Origin of the sequence: Actinoplanes solisilvae (assembly GCF_003999975.1) — a bacterium.
GTDB lineage: Bacteria > Actinomycetota > Actinomycetes > Mycobacteriales > Micromonosporaceae > Actinoplanes > Actinoplanes solisilvae.
Genome location: NZ_RJAC01000041.1, coordinates 28503 through 46120, shown reverse-complemented (window position 1 = coordinate 46120; position 17618 = coordinate 28503). Strand labels below are relative to the sequence as shown.

Sequence of the window (17618 nt, the reverse complement as noted above, 5' to 3'; positions counted from 1 at the left end):
GGCACACCTGGGGTCTGGGCCGGTGGTGGGCGTCCCTGCCGATCGTCCAGAAGAACCGCTGGCTCATCTGAGCCACGGCTCCGAGCCCGGCCGCTTGATGGCGGCCGGGCTTGCGCGTGCCCGGCCGATCGGGACCAACGGCTCTGGTCGGCGTGGTGCTTCGGCCCGGATGCTGTCGTCATGGCCACCATCGTCGTGCAGGACCTGACCCGGGCGTACGGATCGGTGCCGGCCGCGGACCACGTCAGCTTCTCGGTCGGTGAGGGCGAGATCTTCGCCCTTCTCGGCCCCAACGGCGCGGGCAAGACGACCATCGTGGAGATCCTCGAGGGCTACCGGTCGCGGGACTCGGGCCGGGTCGAGGTCCTGGGCTACGACCCCGCGACTGGTGGTTCCGCCTACCGCGCACGCATCGGAGTGGTGCTGCAGTCGGCCGGTTTCGAGGAGGAGTTCACCGTCCGCGAACTGCTTCGCCTGCAGTGCGGCCTCTTCCCGCGCCGGCACGACCCGGACGAACTGATCGACCTCGTCGGGCTCGGTGACAAGCGCGCCACCCGGGTCAAGGGCCTCTCCGGGGGCCAGCGACGCCGCCTCGACCTGGCGCTGGGCCTCGCCGGCGCCCCCGAGTTGCTGTTCCTGGACGAGCCGACCACCGGCTTCGACCCGGCGGCCCGGCACCACGCCTGGGATCTGGTGAGCCGTCTGCGCGGGCTGGGCACGACCATCCTGCTGACCACCCACTATCTCGAGGAGGCGCAACGTCTCGCCGATCGGGTGGGGGTGCTGCGATCCGGCCGTCTGCAGGCCGTCGGCACCCCCGACGAGCTGCGGGCCGCCAGCCGACTACCCACTGTCATCAGCTTCGGTCTGTCCCCGGCACGCCGCGCGGCCGACCTGCCGTCACTGAGCGTCCCACCCGAGGTCGACGGCTCCCACGTGCGATTCCTGTCGCGTGATCCGCTGCCGGACGCGCGACGGCTGACGCAATGGGCGTCGGACAACGAGGCCGCGCTGTCCGACTTCACGGTCGCTCCTCCGACGCTGGAGGACGCCTACCTCGCGTTGACCGAGGAGCCCGCCCATGTCAGTTGAGGACCGAGAGCGCGTACGCCTCGAACCCGCGAGCCGGTCAGCTGCGTTGCCGATGCTGACCGGGCATGCCGTGCGAGCCTTCCTGCGCAACCCTCTCGCCGCCTTCTTCACCCTCGCCTTTCCGCTGGCCTTCCTCGTCATCGTCTCGACGATCATCGGCGATCAGACCACCGGGCATGGGGTGCCGGTGACCCAGTTCCTGGTCACGCCGTTCGCTGTGTTCGGCGTGGCCCAGGCGTCGTTCACGCTGGTGGCCGTGGACACGGCCGTGCTGCGGGAGAGCGGGGTGCTGCTGCGGCTGCGGGCCACGCCGGTTCCTCCCCGCACGGTTCTCGCGGCCCGCGTCGCCGCCTCCGCCGCCATCGCCGGCGTCGCCGTGCTGCTGCTGACCGTCGTGGGTGTGGTCGCCTACGACGTGCAGGTCGTCGGGAACAAGCTGCCGGCCGCGCTGCTCACCCTGCTGCTGGGTATTGCCTGTTGCACGGCGCTGGGTCTGGCTCTCGCCACCGTGACCAGGACCGTGACGGCCACCCAGGCGTTGGCGCAGGGGCTGCTGATCCCGCTGGCGTTCGTGTCGGACGTGTTCATCGTGGGCGCGGAACTGCCCCGGCCGTTGTCCGTGATCGGCTCCCTTCTGCCGTTGAAGCACTTCGCCCGGGCCATGGCCGAGACGTTCGAGCCGGGCGCCGGCGCGGGATTCTCACCCGGGCACCTCGCCGTGCTGGTGGCCTGGACTCTGGGCGGGATGCTGATCGCCCGGCTCCGGTTCGGCTGGCAGCCGCGGGGCGGAGCGATGTCCCGGCGAGCCGCGGCGGAAGTCATCGGTCCCGCACGGTCGAGCCTGTCCGCACCGCGGGAGCCCGGCCGCGGTTCGCCGGCCGCGCTGCTCGGCGGCCAGATCTCGTACGCCCTGCTCGGTCTGCGTCGCGACCCGCTGTCGGTGTTCTTCGCGATCGTCTTCCCGGGGCTGCTGCTCGCGCTCTTCCCGAGCGTGTTCGGCGACGCCCGGGTGCACGGCTTGACCATGGCCCAATACCTGTTCGCCGGCCTGGCCGCCTACACGGTCGCGGTCACGGGCTTCGTCGACATGCCGGAGGGTGTCGTGGGTGCCCGGTCCGCCGGTGTGCTGAAGCGGTTGCTCGGCACGCCGTTGCCTTTCCGCTGGTACGTGGCCGGACGGGTGTGCGCCGCGCTGATCGTGGGGCTTCTCGGTGTCGCCGTGCTGGCGACGGTGGGCCTGACCTTCTTCGGCGTACGCGTCGACCCGGCGCGGCTGCCCGCCGTCCTGCTCGCGGTGGCGCTCGGCTCGTTGTGCTTCTCGGCGCTCGGACTGGCCGTGGCGGCCCTGCTGCCGGCTGCCCGCTCCCTCGTCGCGGTCACGCTCGGCGTCCTGCTGCCGTTGTGCTTCGTGTCGGAGATCTTCGTTGTCGGCGACCGTCCGCTCCCCGGCGGGATCACCGCCTTCGCCGACGTGTTCCCCGTGCGGCACCTGCTGCAGGCGCTGCTCACCGCCACCCGGCCGGACGGGCCCGGCGCCGGGTTCGCCTGGGGCCATCTCGCCGTCGTGGCCGCCTGGGCCGCGCTCGCGCTCGTGGTGGCGCGGGTTCGCCGATCCGGTCTGACGTGAGCGAGGCCTGACAGGAAGGCACGGATCGGGGTGGCCGGCGCCGCGCGACTGCCCTCTCCGAACGCCACTCGTGCTGACGCCCGGCGCACCGCCCGAGGTGGTGGTCCCCGCATGCTGCTGAGCTGACATCGCCCGCACGAGGCCGGCGATGCGCTGAGAAGCGCGCCCAGCGCGGGAGCGCCGGCCGAGGCCGGCCGAACGGGGAGATCGGCAACCGCCCTGAGTGGCGGGGTGGTCATCGCGATCCGGGCCACGTTCAGACCAGATCCTTCTTGAGCACCTTGCCGGTGCCGGTCAGCGGGAGCGAGTCCCGGAACTCGACGAGTCTGGGGTACTTGTACGCGGCCACCCGTTCCCGGCAGTACTCGACGATCTCCTGGGCGCTCAGGCTGTGCCCCGGCCGGGCCACGATGATGGCCTTGACCTCCTGGCCGAGCCGATCGTCCGGCACGCCGACGACGGCGGCGTCGCGAACGCCCGGGTGGTGGTAGAGGACCTCCTCCACCTCGCGGGGGTACACGTTGTAGCCACCGCGGATGATCAGCTCTTTCTTGCGGTCGACGATGTACAGGAAGCCGTCGGGGTCGGCGTACCCGAGATCCCCGGTGTGGAACCACCCGCCCCGGTACGCCTCGGCGGTGGCTTCCGGGTTCCCGTGATAACCCCGCATCGTGTGATATCCCCGGGTGACCAGTTCGCCCACGTGCCCACGGCCCGGTGGCATCCGCCGGTCCTCCGCGTCCCACACCTGAACCTCCACGCCCCAGACGGGCTTGCCGACGCTGTACGGGCGGCGGTCGTCGGGCGCCGGGTTGAAGGTGATGGTGGAGGCGGTCTCGGTCATCCCGTACCCCTCCAGGATCGGCACCCCGAAGCGCTGTTCGAAGGCGTCGAAGACGTGCGCCGGGATGGCGTCCCCGCCCGAGACGCACACGCGCAGCGACGACGTGTCGTACGTATGACCGTCGGTGTAGGCGAGGAGCGCGCCGAACATGGTGGGCACGCCGTCGAAGATGGTCGCGCGATCGCGTTCGACGGCCTCGAGCACCTTCTCGGGGGTGAAGCGCGGCACGAGCGACAGCGCACAGCCGAAGCGGATGCCGAGGTTCATCGCGCTGGACATGCCGTACACGTGGAACAGCGGCAGGACGGTGAGCACGACGTCCTCCGGTTTGATCTCGAACAGCCGGCCGGGGATGTCGGAGTTCATGTACATCTGGAAGTGCGTCAGCTCGGCGCCCTTCGGCAGCCCCGTCGTGCCGGAGGTGTAGATGATCGCGGCGACGTCACCGGGGGAGCGCTCCGCCAGCGGGACCGGTTCGGCGACGGGCGTGGTGAGCTCGGCGAAGGGCCGGCCCGGGCTGTCCGGGCCGCCGTGGATGACGAACACCTCGGGGACGTCCGCCTCCGCGGCGCCTTTCGCGGCCTCGTCGGCGACCCCGGCCCACGTGATGAGGGTGCGGGCGCCGGAGTCTTGCAGCTGATGGGCGATCTCCGGACCGCGCAGCAGGACGTTGAGCGGAACCACCACCGCGCCTGTCTTCAGGATGCCGAAGTAGGCCACCGGGAACTCGGGAATGTTGGGTGCCTGGAGGGCGACCCGATCACCGGGGCCGATGCCCCGGTCGAGGAGCGCCGCGGCCACGGCATCCGAGCGGGCGTCGAGCTCGGCATAGGTGATCGTTCCTCCGTCGTGCAGCAGGGCCGGCGCGTCCGGGCGGCGCCCCGCCGATTCGTGCAGGATCACGGCAAGGTTCAGCATCGCTGTACACCTCTTTCCGGTACAGGGAGTCAGGTGGGTTCCGCGACCCGGGCGGCTGCGGCGGTGCGCATGCGCGCTCGCGGTGCCGGTGCCGGGGCCAGTTGCCGCACCTCGTCGAGAATCGCGCCGGCGATGTCGCCGCCCTCGGGCACTGTCGCGAAATCGGTGGTCACGCCGATCACGGCCTGGCCCTGGTAGGTCATCACGGCGACGCCGATGCGCAGCCGCTCGGCGATCGGCACGTACGGCAGGATCTCGCGGATCGGCCGGCCCAGGATGAACAGCGGGACCGGCGGTCCGGGCACGTTCGTGGTGACCGTGGCGAGCCCGCGCTGGGGGAGGCGCAGCGCGGAGCGGACGACCAGCGAGACGGCCGGGAACGGCTCCTGGTCGGCCACCGCCACGAGCGCCACGCCCGCCTCGACCTCGTGCCGGGCCCGCAGCGCGGCGACGCGCTCGTGCACGGCCCGCAGCCGGCCGGGCCCGTCGTCGATCTCCACGGGCAGATCGACCAGCAGCGACGCCACCCGATTGTCGAAGATGTGACGGGCGCTCTCGGTACGCACGTTGACCGGAACCAGGGTCCGGACCGCTCCGGCTAGCGGCTCCTCGCCACGCGCGAGCATCAGCCGGCGCAGCGCCCCGGCGACAGCGGCCAGGTAGACGTCGTTGATGGTCACCTCGTGCGCCTTGGCGACCGCGCCGATCTGCTCCAGCGGCAGGCGAGCCACCGCGTAGCGGCGTGCGCGGCCGAGCGGCCCGGCCAGGGACGTGGCCGGGGCCGGGACGAAGGCAGAGACCAATGCCGCGGCGCCGCGCGTCAGGGCGCCGATCTGCCGGGCGGCGCGAGCCGGTTCGCGCAGGGCTCCGGCAAACCAGCGAGCCTGGTCGAACGGGATCCGCGCGAGTTGGCCGAGAGCGTCGAGGGTGAGGTCGACGTCGTCCTGCGGGACGCCGGGCTCCCATGTGTCGGGCACCGGCCGGCGCGGCTTCGGGCTGCTGTCGCAGATCAGGCGGTACAGCTCGTTGCCGGTCACTCCGTCGATCATGCAGTGGTGCACTTTGGAGATCAGCGCCCACCGTCCCTCCGGCAGACCCTCGACGAGCCAGTTCTCCCACAGCGGCCGGTCCCGGTCGAGCCGCTGCGACATGACCCGGCCGATCAGCCGTTCCAGGGCGGCGTCACCGCCGGGCTCGGCCAGTGCGGTGCGCCGCAGATGAAAGTCGAGGTCGAAGTCGGGGTCGTCGACCCACACCGGCCGCCCGAGGTTGAGCGGCACGCGGCGTACCTTCTGCCGATAGCGGGGCACGAGGGCCAGACGGCCGCGGATCGCCTCGGCGAACTCCGCCTGGCTGGGCGCCGGGCCGTCGAGCACGGCGACCGACGCGATCGCCAGCGACGCGTGCGGGTCTTCGTCCTCGGCGTCCAGGAAAGACGTGTCCAACGGGCTCAGGTAGTCCACCATGGCCTCCTTCAGGCGCGGCCGTCTCCTTACACCGTGGCCGTGGCCGTGTCCTGGTCACCAGGGTCGAACGGCCCGTGCGGCCCGGGCGGGAACGGGATGAGGCTCGAGGCATGACGTCAGGCATCGCGCGGCACGGACCCGTGGAAATCGCGTACGAGGTGGAGGGGCCGGACGGCGGCAGCCCACTCCTTCTGATCATGGGGCTGGGTTTGCAGCGGCTCTTCTGGCCCGAGACGTTTCGGAGGCTGCTGGCCGACGGTGGTTTCCGCGTCGTCACGTTCGACAATCGCGACGTCGGGCAGTCCACGCATCTGACCGGGCTGGGCGTCCCGTCCCCGCTGACGCTGCTGTCCCGGCATCCCGGTTATGGCCTTCCCGACATGGCCGCGGACGCGCTGGCGGTGCTGGACGATCTGGGCTGGTCCAGCGCTCACGTCGCGGGCGTGTCCCTGGGCGGCATGATCGCGCAGCTGCTGACCGGCTCCCACCCCGGCCGGGTTCGCACCCTGACGTCCCTTTCGTCCACTCCGTCACCCCGCATCGGCCGGCCGCATCCTCGCGTCCTGGCCACCCTGCTGGCGGGTCCCGCCCGCGACCGCGATCAGGCGGGCGAACAGATGGTGCGGATCTTCCGAGTGATCGGCTCGCCGGGTTACCCCCTTGACGAGGACTTCATCCGCGACGCCGCGGCCCGCAGTTTCGACCGTGCCCATGACCCGGGCGGGGTCCGGCGACAGCTCGCGGCAATCGCCCTGGCCGCCGATCGCAGGCCGGTGCTCCGGCGCCTGCGCCTGCCGACGCTGGTGATTCACGGTGACGCCGACCCGCTGGTGCGGCTCTCCGGAGGCCGGGCGACGGCACGAGCGATCGCCGGCTCGAAGCTGGTGGTGTTCCCGCGAATGGGCCATGACCTGCCCCGAGCACTGCAGCCGGCGATCGCCGAAGAGATCTGCCACCTGGCGGAGCAGTGGTCGCCGGCCCGGTGATCGTGGCACCATGTGCCTCAGATCACGGGACGGTGAGCTTGGTGAGCGGCAAACGCGTGGGCCTGGTGCTGGGCGGCGGGGGGATCCTCGGGGCGGCCTGGATGATCGGCGGTCTGGCCGCGGTCGAGGAACGCATCGGCCGGCCGCTGGACGACTGCGACGTCATCGTGGGCACCAGTGCCGGCAGCATCGTGGCGGCCGCCCTGCGGCTCGGCTTCACGCCCGCCCAGCTCGTGGCGCACCAGCTCGGTGACGGCGAGGCGCACCTGCCGGGCGCGCACGAGTTCCAGCACGACTCCGGGCGCCTGCCGCCTCCACCGCGGATGCGAATCGGGTCCGCCCGGATGCTCGCAACGGCGGCGCTCGCGCCCCACAGTGTGCACCTGCGGGCGCTGGCGAGCGCTTTCGTTCCGCAGGGCCGCGCCGAGCATCGAACCCTGCGCCGCTATCTCGAGACGATGGTAAGCGACGATCCGGACCAGTGGCCCGAGCGCGACACCTGGATCGTCGGCGTCGACTACGAGCGCGGTCGCCGGGTGGTGTTCGGTCGTGCCGGGAGCCCGTCGGCCTCGTTGCCCGACGCGGTGGTGGCCTCCTGTTCCATCCCGGGCTGGCACGCGCCGACCGTGATCGGCGACCGTCGGTATGTCGACGGGGGAGTGCGTTCCGCGGCCTCTCTCGACCTGCTGCAAGGCCGAGGGCTCGACGAGGTGTACGTGCTGGCGCCGATGGCCAGCTATGAGACGGATCGGCCGCTGCGGCCGTCCTGGTGTGCCGAACGCAGGTTGCGTCAGGCGTTCGCCGTGCAGGTCAGCCTGGAACGACGGAAGGTGGAGCGAGCCGGTGGCCGGGTCACGGTCATCACCCCCGGCCCCGACGACCTGCCCGCGCTCGGGATCAACCTGATGGACGGCCGGCGTCGTCATGACGTCCTGCGGACCGCGCAGGTGACCATCCCGGCCACGCTGAGCAGGTCCGGCGTTCGGTGAGCACCATGCCGAGCCTCGGCGAGATCATCCGGCACCGGCGCGAGCTGGCCGAGCTGCCGATCCGCCAGTTCGCCTCGATGGTGGGAATCTCCGGCCCCTACCTGTCGCAGATCGAGCGGGGGTTGCGGGCACCGTCGGACCGCGTGCTGCACGCCATCGCCGGGTCCTTGCGGACGACCGCCGACGCGCTGCGCCGTGAGGCCGGACCCGACGAGGACGCCTCGCCGGCAGTGCTCACCGCGATCGCGGCCGATCGGCGGCTCACCGCGCGGCAGCGCCAGGCGCTGGCCGAGGTCTATCAGGCATTCGTGGCGACCGGGAACGGGTCAGGGCCCGGGGAGTGACCCCCGGGCCCTGACCCGCCACGTCACCGCAGCGCCTGGCGTGCCGTCTTGACATAGGCAGCTCCGACGTCCTCGACGAGCCCCGCCGTCATGGTCAGCGCGGACTTGACCCACGGGTACGGAGCGATCTTCGCGGCATCCTTCTCCAACGCCACGATGTCGGCGATGCCGCGCTCGTAGGCGTTGACCGCCAGGATGCCGACGTCGCGTCCGATGCGGCGGGTGCGCTCGCGGCGCTCCTCGGGCTTGGTCGCGGGCTTGGCCGGTGCGGACTCGCGGACGGTCTTCGTATTGGTGGTCGTCATGTTTTTTCGCCTCCTCCCGACTTGACCCTTCACTTAGCAAGTTAGCCCGGTTCAGCTAACAGCGTCAGGGTCGAAGGTCCCCTCGTTCCGGCGGCAACCACCGGTGGCCGGGCATTCCACGCGGTCCGGAGATCGCGGGGAACTGTCGCGCGACCAGGGCTGAAGGTCCCGGTCCGGAGTTCCCTTCGCTCCTGTCGCGCCGTGGTTGCCCGCCGATACCGTCAGGCGTCAGGAGGAGGCGCCGACGTGATCATGTTATTGCTGGTCGTCACGGTGTTGCTGACGATCATGGCCGTCGGGATGTGGGCCGCCCTCAAGGACCTGCCGGCGCGCGATCCCGACGACTCCTCGCCCGGCGAACGGCGACCGGCTTCCTCGCCGACCGCGAGCAGCCTGGAGGGAGCCCTGGTCGCGAGCCTCCTGCGACACGAGATCACCCCCGGTCAATACCAGCGGGCGATCGAACGGCTGGCGGAGCGGGACGACGACATCCATCCGTTCACGGTCCCTCCCGAGGGAAGCGTCGGCCACGAGTGACGTCGTGCCCGGGAGGCGACCGGCAGACGGGTCCTTCGGCCCTGCCCGGGCGCGCGATCCCGCAGTCGGATGGAGGCAGAGGCAAAGGCGGAAGGAGAAGGAGATGGCTGGAGGACTGCTGCCCCGGCTCTTCGAGGACATGACCGACTGGCTGGAGGTCGATTTTCCGCGCCCGCTGCCGGCGATCCGTTTCGAGGACCGGATGTCCGATCAGGAGTATCTGCTGCGTGCGGAGCTGCCCGGCTTGGATCCCGACAAGGACCTGCGGATCACCGCGCTGCACGGGGTGCTGACCGTGAAGGCCGAGCGCCGGGAGGAGGAGAAGGGCCTCAACCGCAGCGAGTTCCGTTACGGATCTCTGCAGCGCTCGGTGCGGCTGCCGGCCAATGCGGACGAGGGCAAGATCGTGGCCTCGTACCGCAACGGAATCCTGGAGATCAAGGTGCCGCTCACCGCGCCGCCACCGGCCGGTCGCCACATCGCGATCACCGCGGAGTGATGCTCCCTCATCACCGACCGGCGGCCAACCCCCTCAGGCCGCCGGTCGGTCCGTGGGCCGGGGACCTATGACCCTGGCTCGACGGGTACGCCGGCGGGATGATGAAGCAAGAGGTCGAGTACCCGGAGGACGACGATGATCAGTCACTCGCGTGAGCCGTGCGTACCGACCGGACAGGGCCCGGTCCTGGCGGCAATTCTGTCGGTGCTGTCCGCCGACGACGTCCTGCGAACCGCCTTCACCGAAGCTGATCATCGCTGCGTGCCGCTGGTCGTGCAGATGTCCGCGGGCGTGACCGGCGATGAGACATTGACCGAGTCGATCGAGCGGTGGGCGGAGAAGTATCCGCACGTCCCGTTCTCGCTTTCGGTAGCGCGGGGAATCGACCCGGCGATCACGCTGACCGCCGCGACCGCGGGGTCTGCGCTTGCCGTCCTGCCCGCGCCGGCGAACACCTTCGAGGCCGCTCTGCTGAGGGCGGTGACGCGCCGGGCACGGTGCCCGGTCCTGACCGCCCTCACTCCGGGCGACGGGAGCTTCAGGCCGGCCTGACCACCGCGACCGGGCAGCGGCGTGGTGCAGCAGGGATCGGTTTGTTCATGGCCCATCCCTTTTCGGGGGTCAGACCGGGTGGCGTTCGATCAGCGTTGCCGCCGCGACGCGGCCTGCCCACTGACGGGCCCTGTCCACTTCGCCGGGGAGCAGCGGTCCGCGGGTGCCCGACACCCGGAAACTCTCGGGCGCGGCGGGTAGGCGGCAACCGAGCCCGCGCAGACGACGATGCGCTCGTCGCGCGGCGGAGCCCGGCAGTCGCGGTTTGTCGACCCGGGTGTCGAAGGCCGCCGCCGTGCAGGTGAGCATGGGTGACACGTCCAGGTACTCGCGAAGCCCGACATCGGGACGGCGGGTGCTGCCCTGCCGTACGGCGTCCTCGCGGGTACCCGGACGGCTGAGGCCGAACGCGTGCGTCGGCGCGCCCACGACCAGCAGGTCAACGCCGTCGGCCGAGGGGATGTCGCAGGCCGGCGCCAGAGTGACGTCGAACGCGGACTCCAGTTCCTCGGCCACCGCGTGGGCGATCAGCTCGGTGTTTCCGAACATCGACTCATAGACGACCAGGGCCTTCATGGCTGTGCTCCGTTCAGGGCGTCGGGTACTTGGCGAGGATCTGCCGCAAGCGGTCCACGAAACGCAGCGATTCCTCGTGGTCGCGCTGCCAGACGTTGCGGCCGAAGATCAGGCCCGTCGCGCCGGCGGACATGGATTCCTGGGCCTTCTCGAACATGGCCTCATCACTCGCCCGGCTGCCTCCGGACACCAGCACCATTGTCCGGTTGGCCGCGCGGACCACCGCGTCGATGGCGTCCTGGCTGCTGAAGTCGACCGCGTAGTCGGCCGGCACCGCGATGTGCTTCTCCGGGTGCGGGAAGTTGACCTTGACTATGTCCGCGCCGAGCTCGCTGGCGACGCGGGCGGCGTAGTGCACCGCGTAGAAGGAGTCTTTGCCGCCCTTCTTCTCGATGGCCTCGCCGCGCGGGTACGCCCAGACGATCAGCGGCATGCCGAAGCGCTGGGCCTCCTGGCGAACGACCCGGTACTGCGCGAAATCGTCCTCCTGGGCGGGTGTGCCGACGTACAGGGTGTAGCCGACCGCGTCCGCGCCGAGGCGTACGGCGTCCTCGACCGACGCGTGCAGCGGTGAGAGGGCCCGGGCGTCGTTCGGGATGTCGGTCTTGCCGTTCAGCTTCAGGATCAGCGGGACCTCACCGGCGTAGTCCCAGTAGAACTTCTCGGCCAGCCCGATCTGGAGGGCGATGCCGTTGAACCCACCCTCGAGCGCCAGCCGCACGATGTACCGGGGGTCGCCCGCGATCGGATCGGCGAAGAAGTCCCGCGGTCCGTGTTCGAGGCCCTGGTCGTACGGCAGGAACAGCGCGGTTCCGTTGCCGAGTCCGTGTTTGTAGAGAATCCGGTGCAGCCGGGCCCTCTTGCCCGCGCTCAACCCACAGTTCGCCAGTCGTAGCCGCGCGCTCATGGCGGTCTCCCTTCCTCTGCTCTCACGCTTCTCCCGCACCGGGCCGGGCGTCAGGGCCGGACGTCCCGACCGGCGCGCCTACCGGCCTGGTTCGACGACGGCGAGCGCACGTTCGAGGGTCTCCCCGACAGTGCCGGCGGTCAGCACGTCGGCCTCCGGCCAGGGCGCCGCGGTGGCCGCCATCGCGTCGGCGATCCCGGCGTCGGCGTCGGACATGGTCGCCGTGCGGTGGGCCAGGCGCTCGACGACCGTTGGCCGGTCAGCCGTGCATCGCAGCTCGTAGAGGTCGCTCCGGGTGCCGGTCGCGAGCTCGCGCGCGGCCTGGCGGTGCCGTGCCGCCGTCCACGAGGCGTCCAGAACCACCGTCTCACCCCGCCGCAGCAGTTCTGCGGCTCGGTCGAGCAGCTCCCGGTAGGCGCGGTCAGTCCACTCCCGCGTATAGATGCCGTGCCGGTAGGCGGCGGCGGCGCTCATCTCCGGTGCGAGACCGGTCATCTCCTTACGGATCCGGTCGTTGCTCAGCACGACCGCGCCCAGCCGGTCGGCGATCCCTCCGGCCAGTGTGGTCTTGCCGGTCGCCGGCCCGCCGCCGACCACGATCAGTCGCACCGTTCCGGCGCGCAGATGCCGCACGGTCAGGTCGGCGTACGAACGCACGTCGGAGGCCGCGGCCGGATCGCCCTGGCGGTGCCGCAGGCAGGCCACCTTGGCCCGGACGAAGGCCCGATAGGCGAGGTAGTGGTGCCGCAGGGGCGGCGGGGCCGGGTCGCCGCTGAACTCCGCGTAGTGGTCGAAGAACTCGGAAGCTTCTCTTGGCGCGCCCAGGTGCTCGATGTCCATGGCGAGGAAAGCGGCGTCGTCGAGCGCGTCCAGATAGCGCAGGCGGTCGTCGAACTCCAGGCAGTCCAGCGGGCGAGGACCGTCCGGGAGGCAGAAGATGTCGTCGGCGATCAGGTCGCCGTGCCCGTCAACGATGCGTCCCTGCTCCACCCGGTGGGCGAACAGCGTCTCGCGCCCGGCCAGGAACCGGTGCGTACGCTCCTCGATCTCACCGGCGGCCGCGTCGTCGAGGACGTCGCCGCGGAAACCCCGCAACTGTTCGAACGTGGCGTCCCACCGGCCGAGCAGAGCGTCCCGGGTGCCTTCGGCCGAGATCGCCGGTCCTCGATCGGCGGTGGCGTGGAAGCGCGCGAGCAGCCGGGCCAGCCGCCGCAGATGGTCGTCGACCGCGTCACCGGCCCGGATCATCGTGGAAAGGCGCCGGTCGTCGGGCATGCGCCGCATCACCACCAGATGCTCGCAGACCTTGCCGTCGGGACCGTGCACGTCGGCGACGCCGAGATAGACGTCGGGGGCCAGCCGCCGGTTGAGCTCGACCTCGCGGTGGCAGACAGCCTCCCGGTCGGCCCGCTCGCAAAAGTCGAGGAACCCGAGGTCGACGGCTTTCTTCATCTTGTAGACCCGGTCACCGAGGAAGAACAGCACCGCGGCGTGCGTCTCCAGCGTGGTGGCGCGGTCGGCGTTGACCATGACGGAAACCTCCATCGCCTTCGGATGTCCGTCTCCAGCGTGGGTCGCGGCGCGGCGCCGGCGTAGGGGGCTAGGAACCGCCTTGCCGGGACCTTCGGCACGGCCGCCCAACGCGCGTGGCCGCCGACGACAGCGAACAGTTCACGCGCCGCCCGGCGCCCCTGACGTCCTGACAGGGCGGCGGTGCCGGCCTCGCCTCAGCGACCGAAGTCGCGGCGGCGCAGGCCGGCGTAACCCGTGACGGCCGACGCGGCGGCGATCATCCCGATGATCAGGAGCGGGGCGACGGTGAGCGTGTCGAGCGGAACCCGTGGCGTCTGTGCGAACGGCGAGGCACGCTGAGTCCAGCCCGGCAGGTCGAAGGAATCGGCGAAGAGCCCGACGACGGCGCAGTAGCCCACGGTGGTCCAGGCGATCGGTGCCGCCGCCTCCGGCAGCCAACCGACGGCCAGCACGGTCACGGCGATGATGAGCCACACCGCGGGCAGATAGGCGAACGCGACCCCGATGAGCCGGGGAACCTGGCCGAGGTCCGAGACCGTCAGCGCGTACGCCAACCCCTCACCTGTGCCGATGGCCAGCATGGCCAGCGCGCTGCCGGCCAGGGCGACGACGGTGTGGCTCGCCAGCCAGACGAGACGGCTGGTCCTGGTGGCGAGTACGGGTTCGGCTCGGCCGGACGTCTCCTCGACGCGCAGCCGCAGCACGCTGGTTACCCCGTAGGCCGACGCGATCAAGGCCGACAGGCTGACGGTCAGGGCCAGATACGAGTCGACGACGCTTTGCGCGCCCCCGGCCAGGAATTGCGCGATCTCGGGATTGTCCTCGACGTACTGCTCGATGCTGTTGCCGACCGACCCGTACGCGGCCCCGAGCAGCATCAGTCCCGCCACCCAGCCCACCAGAGCCGGTCGCTGCAGGCGCCAGGCCAGCCCGAAGGCGTTGCCGAGGGCGGGGGAAGCGGTGGCCCGGCCCGCGCGGGACGGCACGAGGCCGGCCCCGAAGTCGCGTCGCGCCAGCAACGCCGCGGCGAGCACGACCAGCAGCGCGCTCGTCGTCAGGGGCAGCAGCAGAGGCCACCAGCGGTCACCGGCGTACGGGAAGGTTCTTTGCCCCCACCCGATCGGCGAGAGCCAGGACAGGGCGCCGTTGCCGGCGTCGCCGACGGCGCGTAGGGCGTAAGCCGCGCCGAGTACGAAGGCGACGGCGCCGTAGACGGCGCGGGTGTTCTCGAAGAGCTGAGCCGCGACCGCGGTGAGCGCGGCGAAGGTCACCCCGACCGCGGCCACGGCCGCGCCGGCCAGAGCGGACCCGCCGATCGGAAGGCCGGTGCCGTAGGTCGCGGCGAACACGAGCAGCCCGGCGGAGAGGTCGGCGAGGCCGGCGAGAGCCAGCGCGGCCGCCAGGGGTGCGTGGCGGCCGACCCGTGCCGAGCGCATCAGTTCGGCGCGCCCGGCTTCCTCGTCCGCCCGGGTGTGCCGGCCGACCAGGAACATGGTCATCAGGGCGACCACGATCGCCGTGAACGCGAAGATCTCGAACATGACCTCGCCGCCGATCGAGTCGAGCAGCCGGGTGGGGCCGCTCATCGCGATCACGGCGGTGTTGCCGCCGATTGTGCGGCGCAGGTTGGCGAGCTCTTCCGGTGTGCCGTAGAGGTTCTGGCTCTGCGTGGACTGCACGAGGACCAGCAGGGTGGCGCCCAGCAGCCACCAGGGCAGGCCGACGCGTTCGCGGCGAAGCATGAACCGCAGCAGTCCGAGCGTCCCGGTCATGATGACACGGCGGGGATCCGCGCGCCGTCGTCGCCGTAGTGCCGCAGGAACATCTCCTCGAGCGTCGGTGGAGTGCTCGTCAGGCTGCGCACGCCCAGCGGGGCGAGACGGCGCACCACGGCGTCCAGGTCGGCGGTGTCGACGTCGAAGCGGGCGCGGTGGCCCTCCAGCACGAGATCGTGAACGCCCGGCAGGTCGGCGACGTCGTTCAGCGGTTCGGCCGTCTCCACGATGATCGACGTTCGGGTCAGGTGGCGGAGCTCGCGCAATGTCCCCGACTCGACCCGTCGCCCGAGCCGGATGATGCTGACCCGGTCGCACAGGGCCTCCACCTCGGCGAGGATGTGGCTGGACAGCAGCACCGTCCGGCCTTCCTGCCGCACCTCGCGGATGCAGTGCTGGAAGGCCGACTCCATCAGGGGGTCGAGGCCGGACGTGGGCTCGTCGAGCAGCAGCAGTTCGGCGTCCGAGGCCAGGCCGGCGATCAGGGCGACCTTCTGCCGGTTGCCCTTGGAGTAGGTGCGTGCCTTCTTGCTCGGGTCCAGGTCGAACATCCCCAGAAGCCGGTCGCGGCGGCGCCGGTCGAAACGGCCGCGCATGCGTCCGAGGAGGTCGATGACCTCACCGCCGGTGATGCCCGGCCACAACGTCACATCGCCGGGCACGTAGGCAAGCCGGCCGTGCAAGGCCACGGCGTCACGCCACGGATCCTGACCCAGCATCACGGCGGCGCCCGAATCGGCGCGCAACAGGCCGAGCAGGACGCGGATGGTGGTGGTCTTGCCGCTGCCGTTGGGGCCGAGGAAGCCGTGCACCTCACCGGCCGCGACGCTCAGATCGAGCCGGTCCAGGGCCTTGACGGAGCCGAACGACTTGCTCAGGGCCGTGATGGAGATGGCGGGCCCGCTGAACCTGTTCATGAAGCCTCCAGCTCCGTGCCCGGCAGCATCGCTGCGCGAGCCCGTTCACCGACGAGGAACGGGCTCCGTCTCCTCGGTGTGCGCGTCGGACGGCACCGGAATCACGACGACGGGGCACGTGGCCTTGCGGACGACCTTCTCGCTGACTGAGCCCAGGACGGTGTGCCGCACGCTGCCGTGCCCGTGGCTGCCCAGCACCAGCAGGTCCGCCGTACGGCTGCACGCGCCGAGCACCTCTGCGGGCGCGCCCTCGATCACCTCGGCTGCTACCGGGATGTGGGAGCCGTACTTCGGGAGGAGAGCCTTGATCTCGGCGTCGAGCAGACGGGTCGCTCGCTCCCTCGCCTGCTCGGGATTCGTCGCGAGGACCGGGCCGAACTCCATCCCGTCCCACGACCAGGCGGTGACGGCCTGCACCGCGCTGCCGCGCTCACCGGCCTCGCGCACGGCCCACTCCAGAGCGCGCCGGCCGCCTTCGGAACCGTCCACGCCCACGACGATCAGATGCCGGGTGGTCGTCATAGTTTCACCTCCGTCAGCTTCGCACTCCACGGTGCCGTCCGTCGATGTGTTTCAGCAGAGTCCAAAGTCCCGACCACGGGCTCCGGCGAACCCCGGGCCGGCCGTCGTCGGAGTGGACGGGCCGCGCAGGACCCTTCGCGCCGGGTCCTTCGGCCCTGCCGCGTACGGGCCGGCGGCGAAAGGCTGAGGGCACCGACGACACATGGAGGACGACGATGACCTACCGCATCGCGATCAACGGCTTCGGCCGCATCGGGCGCAACTACCTGCGCCGGCTGACGGAGAAGAAGTTCCGCGACGCCGGCCTCGAGGTGGTGGCGATCAACGATCTGTACGACACGGCCACCCTCGCGCACCTGTTCGAGCACGACTCGACGTTCGGCCGCCTCGACGCGGAGGTGAGCTCCAGCGACAACGAACTGATCGTCGACGGGCGGCGCATCCCGACGTTCAGCCGGCGTTCGCCCGAGGAACTGCCGTGGGCCGAGCTGGACGTCGATCTGGTGATCGAATCGACCGGGAAGCTCCGGACACGCGACGACGCGGCGCTGCATCTCAAGGCGGGCGCCGACCGGGTGCTGATCTCGGCTCCCGGCAAGGGTGTCGACGCCACTCTGGTGCCCGGCGTGAACGCCGAGACCTACGACCCGGCGCGCCACCAGATCATTTCGGCGGCGTCCTGCACCACCAACTGTGTGGCCCCGCTGCTCAAGGTGCTGCACGAGGCGTTCGGCATCGAACGTGGCTACCTGACCACCGTGCACGCCTACACAAACGACCAGAACGTGCTCGACGCACCGCACAAGGACCCGCGCCGGGCTCGCGCGGCGGGAGTCAACATCATCCCGACGAGCACCGGTGCGGCCAAAGCGGTCGGGCTCGTGCTTCCCGACCTCGCCGGACGTCTCGACGGCGTCGCCCTGCGGGTGCCGGTGATCGACGGTTCCGTCTCCGACCTGACCCTTCAGTTCGCCACCGAGGTCACCGCCGAGCAGATCAACGAGGCGGTCGCCGCGGCCGCCGCCGGCCCGGAACTGCGCGACATCATCCGGTACGCCGACGCACCGCTGGTCTCTTCCGACATCATCGGCGACCCGGCGTCCTGCGTGTTCGACGCCCGTCTGACCCAGGCGCAGGGCCGGCTCGCCAAGGTGTTCGGCTGGTATGACAACGAGTGGGGTTACACCAGCCGCCTCGTCGACCTGACGCTGCAGATGGCCCGGAGGTGA

18 protein-coding genes are annotated in these 17618 nt (G+C 71.0%); 9 read left to right on the top strand and 9 right to left on the bottom strand.

What is annotated here, in order from left to right; genetic code table 11:
- Positions 1–180: 180 nt before the first annotated feature.
- Together EER30_RS44390 and EER30_RS44385 are read left to right on the top strand one after the other, a co-directional pair.
- Positions 181–1092 carry an ABC transporter ATP-binding protein gene (locus tag EER30_RS44390; RefSeq protein WP_127508610.1) on the top strand — a complete coding sequence of 304 codons (912 nt, stop codon included), beginning with the start codon at positions 181–183 and terminating at the stop codon, positions 1090–1092.
- Positions 1082–2719, top strand: coding sequence for an ABC transporter permease (locus EER30_RS44385; RefSeq protein ID WP_127508607.1), 1638 nt, complete (start codon positions 1082–1084; stop codon positions 2717–2719). Before EER30_RS44390 ends, EER30_RS44385 begins: the two co-directional genes overlap by 11 nt.
- Before the next feature lie 256 nt (positions 2720–2975).
- On the opposite strand, the gene EER30_RS44380 is transcribed toward EER30_RS44385, so the two are convergent.
- Together EER30_RS44380 and EER30_RS44375 are read right to left on the bottom strand one after the other, a co-directional pair.
- Complete coding sequence (locus EER30_RS44380; protein WP_127508604.1) at positions 2976–4481, bottom strand: long-chain-fatty-acid--CoA ligase; 1506 nt, start codon at positions 4479–4481, stop codon at positions 2976–2978.
- 29 nt (positions 4482–4510) lie between these two features.
- On the bottom strand, positions 4511–5947 hold the full coding sequence (locus EER30_RS44375) for a WS/DGAT/MGAT family O-acyltransferase (protein WP_205650695.1): 1437 nt from the start codon (positions 5945–5947) through the stop codon (positions 4511–4513).
- Between the two features lie 110 nt (positions 5948–6057).
- On the opposite strand from EER30_RS44375, the gene EER30_RS44370 reads away from it, so the two are divergent.
- Genes EER30_RS44370 through EER30_RS44360 form a run of 3 tightly spaced genes read left to right on the top strand, consistent with a single transcriptional unit; the run spans position 6058 to position 8266 of the window.
- A complete protein-coding gene (locus EER30_RS44370) occupies positions 6058–6933 on the top strand; it encodes an alpha/beta fold hydrolase (RefSeq protein ID WP_127508601.1) in 876 nt (291 codons plus the stop codon).
- 41 nt (positions 6934–6974) lie between these two features.
- Positions 6975–7922, top strand: coding sequence for a patatin-like phospholipase family protein (locus tag EER30_RS44365; RefSeq protein ID WP_127508598.1), 948 nt, complete (start codon positions 6975–6977; stop codon positions 7920–7922).
- Positions 7923–7927: 5 nt separating this feature from the next.
- Positions 7928–8266, top strand: coding sequence for a helix-turn-helix domain-containing protein (locus EER30_RS44360; RefSeq protein ID WP_127508625.1), 339 nt, complete (start codon positions 7928–7930; stop codon positions 8264–8266).
- A gap of 23 nt (positions 8267–8289) precedes the next feature.
- Here EER30_RS44360 and EER30_RS44355 read toward each other — a convergent pair whose 3' ends face one another.
- Entirely contained in the window at positions 8290–8571 is a 282-nt protein-coding gene (locus tag EER30_RS44355) for a hypothetical protein (protein WP_127508595.1), read from the bottom strand.
- 246 nt (positions 8572–8817) lie between these two features.
- Between EER30_RS44355 and EER30_RS44350 the strand changes: the two genes are divergently transcribed.
- From EER30_RS44350 to EER30_RS44340, 3 genes are all read left to right on the top strand, one after another.
- Entirely contained in the window at positions 8818–9108 is a 291-nt protein-coding gene (locus EER30_RS44350) for a hypothetical protein (protein WP_127508592.1), read from the top strand.
- A gap of 103 nt (positions 9109–9211) precedes the next feature.
- Complete coding sequence (locus tag EER30_RS44345; protein ID WP_127508589.1) at positions 9212–9607, top strand: Hsp20/alpha crystallin family protein; 396 nt, start codon at positions 9212–9214, stop codon at positions 9605–9607.
- Between the two features lie 135 nt (positions 9608–9742).
- The gene (locus EER30_RS44340; RefSeq protein WP_127508585.1) at positions 9743–10159 is read left to right on the top strand and encodes a beta/alpha barrel domain-containing protein; all 417 of its coding nucleotides are present in this window, start codon (positions 9743–9745) and stop codon (positions 10157–10159) included.
- A 69-nt stretch (positions 10160–10228) separates the two neighbouring features.
- On the opposite strand, the gene EER30_RS44335 is transcribed toward EER30_RS44340, so the two are convergent.
- The 6 genes from EER30_RS44335 to EER30_RS44310 form a co-directional block, all read right to left on the bottom strand.
- Positions 10229–10735: a flavodoxin family protein gene (locus EER30_RS44335; RefSeq protein WP_127508582.1), complete on the bottom strand. Its 507-nt coding sequence runs from the start codon at positions 10733–10735 to the stop codon at positions 10229–10231.
- A 13-nt stretch (positions 10736–10748) separates the two neighbouring features.
- Positions 10749–11642, bottom strand: coding sequence for a class I fructose-bisphosphate aldolase (locus EER30_RS44330; RefSeq protein ID WP_127508579.1), 894 nt, complete (start codon positions 11640–11642; stop codon positions 10749–10751).
- Positions 11643–11720: 78 nt separating this feature from the next.
- Positions 11721–13172: a bifunctional aminoglycoside phosphotransferase/ATP-binding protein gene (locus EER30_RS44325; RefSeq protein ID WP_127508576.1), complete on the bottom strand. Its 1452-nt coding sequence runs from the start codon at positions 13170–13172 to the stop codon at positions 11721–11723.
- Positions 13173–13369: 197 nt separating this feature from the next.
- Positions 13370–14947 (bottom strand): ABC transporter permease, encoded by a 1578-nt coding sequence (locus EER30_RS44320; RefSeq protein WP_127508573.1) that lies wholly within the window; start codon positions 14945–14947, stop codon positions 13370–13372.
- A complete protein-coding gene (locus tag EER30_RS44315) occupies positions 14944–15867 on the bottom strand; it encodes an ABC transporter ATP-binding protein (protein ID WP_127508570.1) in 924 nt (307 codons plus the stop codon). Before EER30_RS44315 ends, EER30_RS44320 begins: the two co-directional genes overlap by 4 nt.
- Positions 15868–15912: 45 nt before the next feature.
- Positions 15913–16389, bottom strand: a complete 477-nt coding sequence (locus tag EER30_RS44310) for a universal stress protein (RefSeq protein ID WP_127508567.1) — start codon at positions 16387–16389, stop codon at positions 15913–15915.
- 215 nt (positions 16390–16604) lie between these two features.
- Here EER30_RS44310 and gap point away from each other — a divergent pair, with 215 nt between their 5' ends.
- Positions 16605–17618: a type I glyceraldehyde-3-phosphate dehydrogenase gene (gene gap / locus EER30_RS44305; protein ID WP_127508564.1), complete on the top strand. Its 1014-nt coding sequence runs from the start codon at positions 16605–16607 to the stop codon at positions 17616–17618.

Coding starts and splice junctions, on each gene's coding strand:
- EER30_RS44375 (WP_205650695.1), bottom strand. CDS start 5,947: ATGGTGGACTACCTGAGCCCGTTGGACACGTCTTTCCTGGACGCCGAG.
- EER30_RS44315 (WP_127508570.1), bottom strand. CDS start 15,867: ATGAACAGGTTCAGCGGGCCCGCCATCTCCATCACGGCCCTGAGCAAG.
- EER30_RS44340 (WP_127508585.1), top strand. CDS start 9,743: ATGATCAGTCACTCGCGTGAGCCGTGCGTACCGACCGGACAGGGCCCG.
- EER30_RS44330 (WP_127508579.1), bottom strand. CDS start 11,642: ATGAGCGCGCGGCTACGACTGGCGAACTGTGGGTTGAGCGCGGGCAAG.
- EER30_RS44310 (WP_127508567.1), bottom strand. CDS start 16,389: ATGACGACCACCCGGCATCTGATCGTCGTGGGCGTGGACGGTTCCGAA.
- gap (WP_127508564.1), top strand. CDS start 16,605: ATGACCTACCGCATCGCGATCAACGGCTTCGGCCGCATCGGGCGCAAC.
- EER30_RS44360 (WP_127508625.1), top strand. CDS start 7,928: ATGCCGAGCCTCGGCGAGATCATCCGGCACCGGCGCGAGCTGGCCGAG.
- EER30_RS44325 (WP_127508576.1), bottom strand. CDS start 13,172: ATGGTCAACGCCGACCGCGCCACCACGCTGGAGACGCACGCCGCGGTG.
- EER30_RS44345 (WP_127508589.1), top strand. CDS start 9,212: ATGGCTGGAGGACTGCTGCCCCGGCTCTTCGAGGACATGACCGACTGG.
- EER30_RS44380 (WP_127508604.1), bottom strand. CDS start 4,481: ATGCTGAACCTTGCCGTGATCCTGCACGAATCGGCGGGGCGCCGCCCG.
- EER30_RS44335 (WP_127508582.1), bottom strand. CDS start 10,735: ATGAAGGCCCTGGTCGTCTATGAGTCGATGTTCGGAAACACCGAGCTG.
- EER30_RS44355 (WP_127508595.1), bottom strand. CDS start 8,571: ATGACGACCACCAATACGAAGACCGTCCGCGAGTCCGCACCGGCCAAG.
- EER30_RS44385 (WP_127508607.1), top strand. CDS start 1,082: ATGTCAGTTGAGGACCGAGAGCGCGTACGCCTCGAACCCGCGAGCCGG.
- EER30_RS44370 (WP_127508601.1), top strand. CDS start 6,058: ATGACGTCAGGCATCGCGCGGCACGGACCCGTGGAAATCGCGTACGAG.
- EER30_RS44390 (WP_127508610.1), top strand. CDS start 181: ATGGCCACCATCGTCGTGCAGGACCTGACCCGGGCGTACGGATCGGTG.
- EER30_RS44320 (WP_127508573.1), bottom strand. CDS start 14,947: ATGACCGGGACGCTCGGACTGCTGCGGTTCATGCTTCGCCGCGAACGC.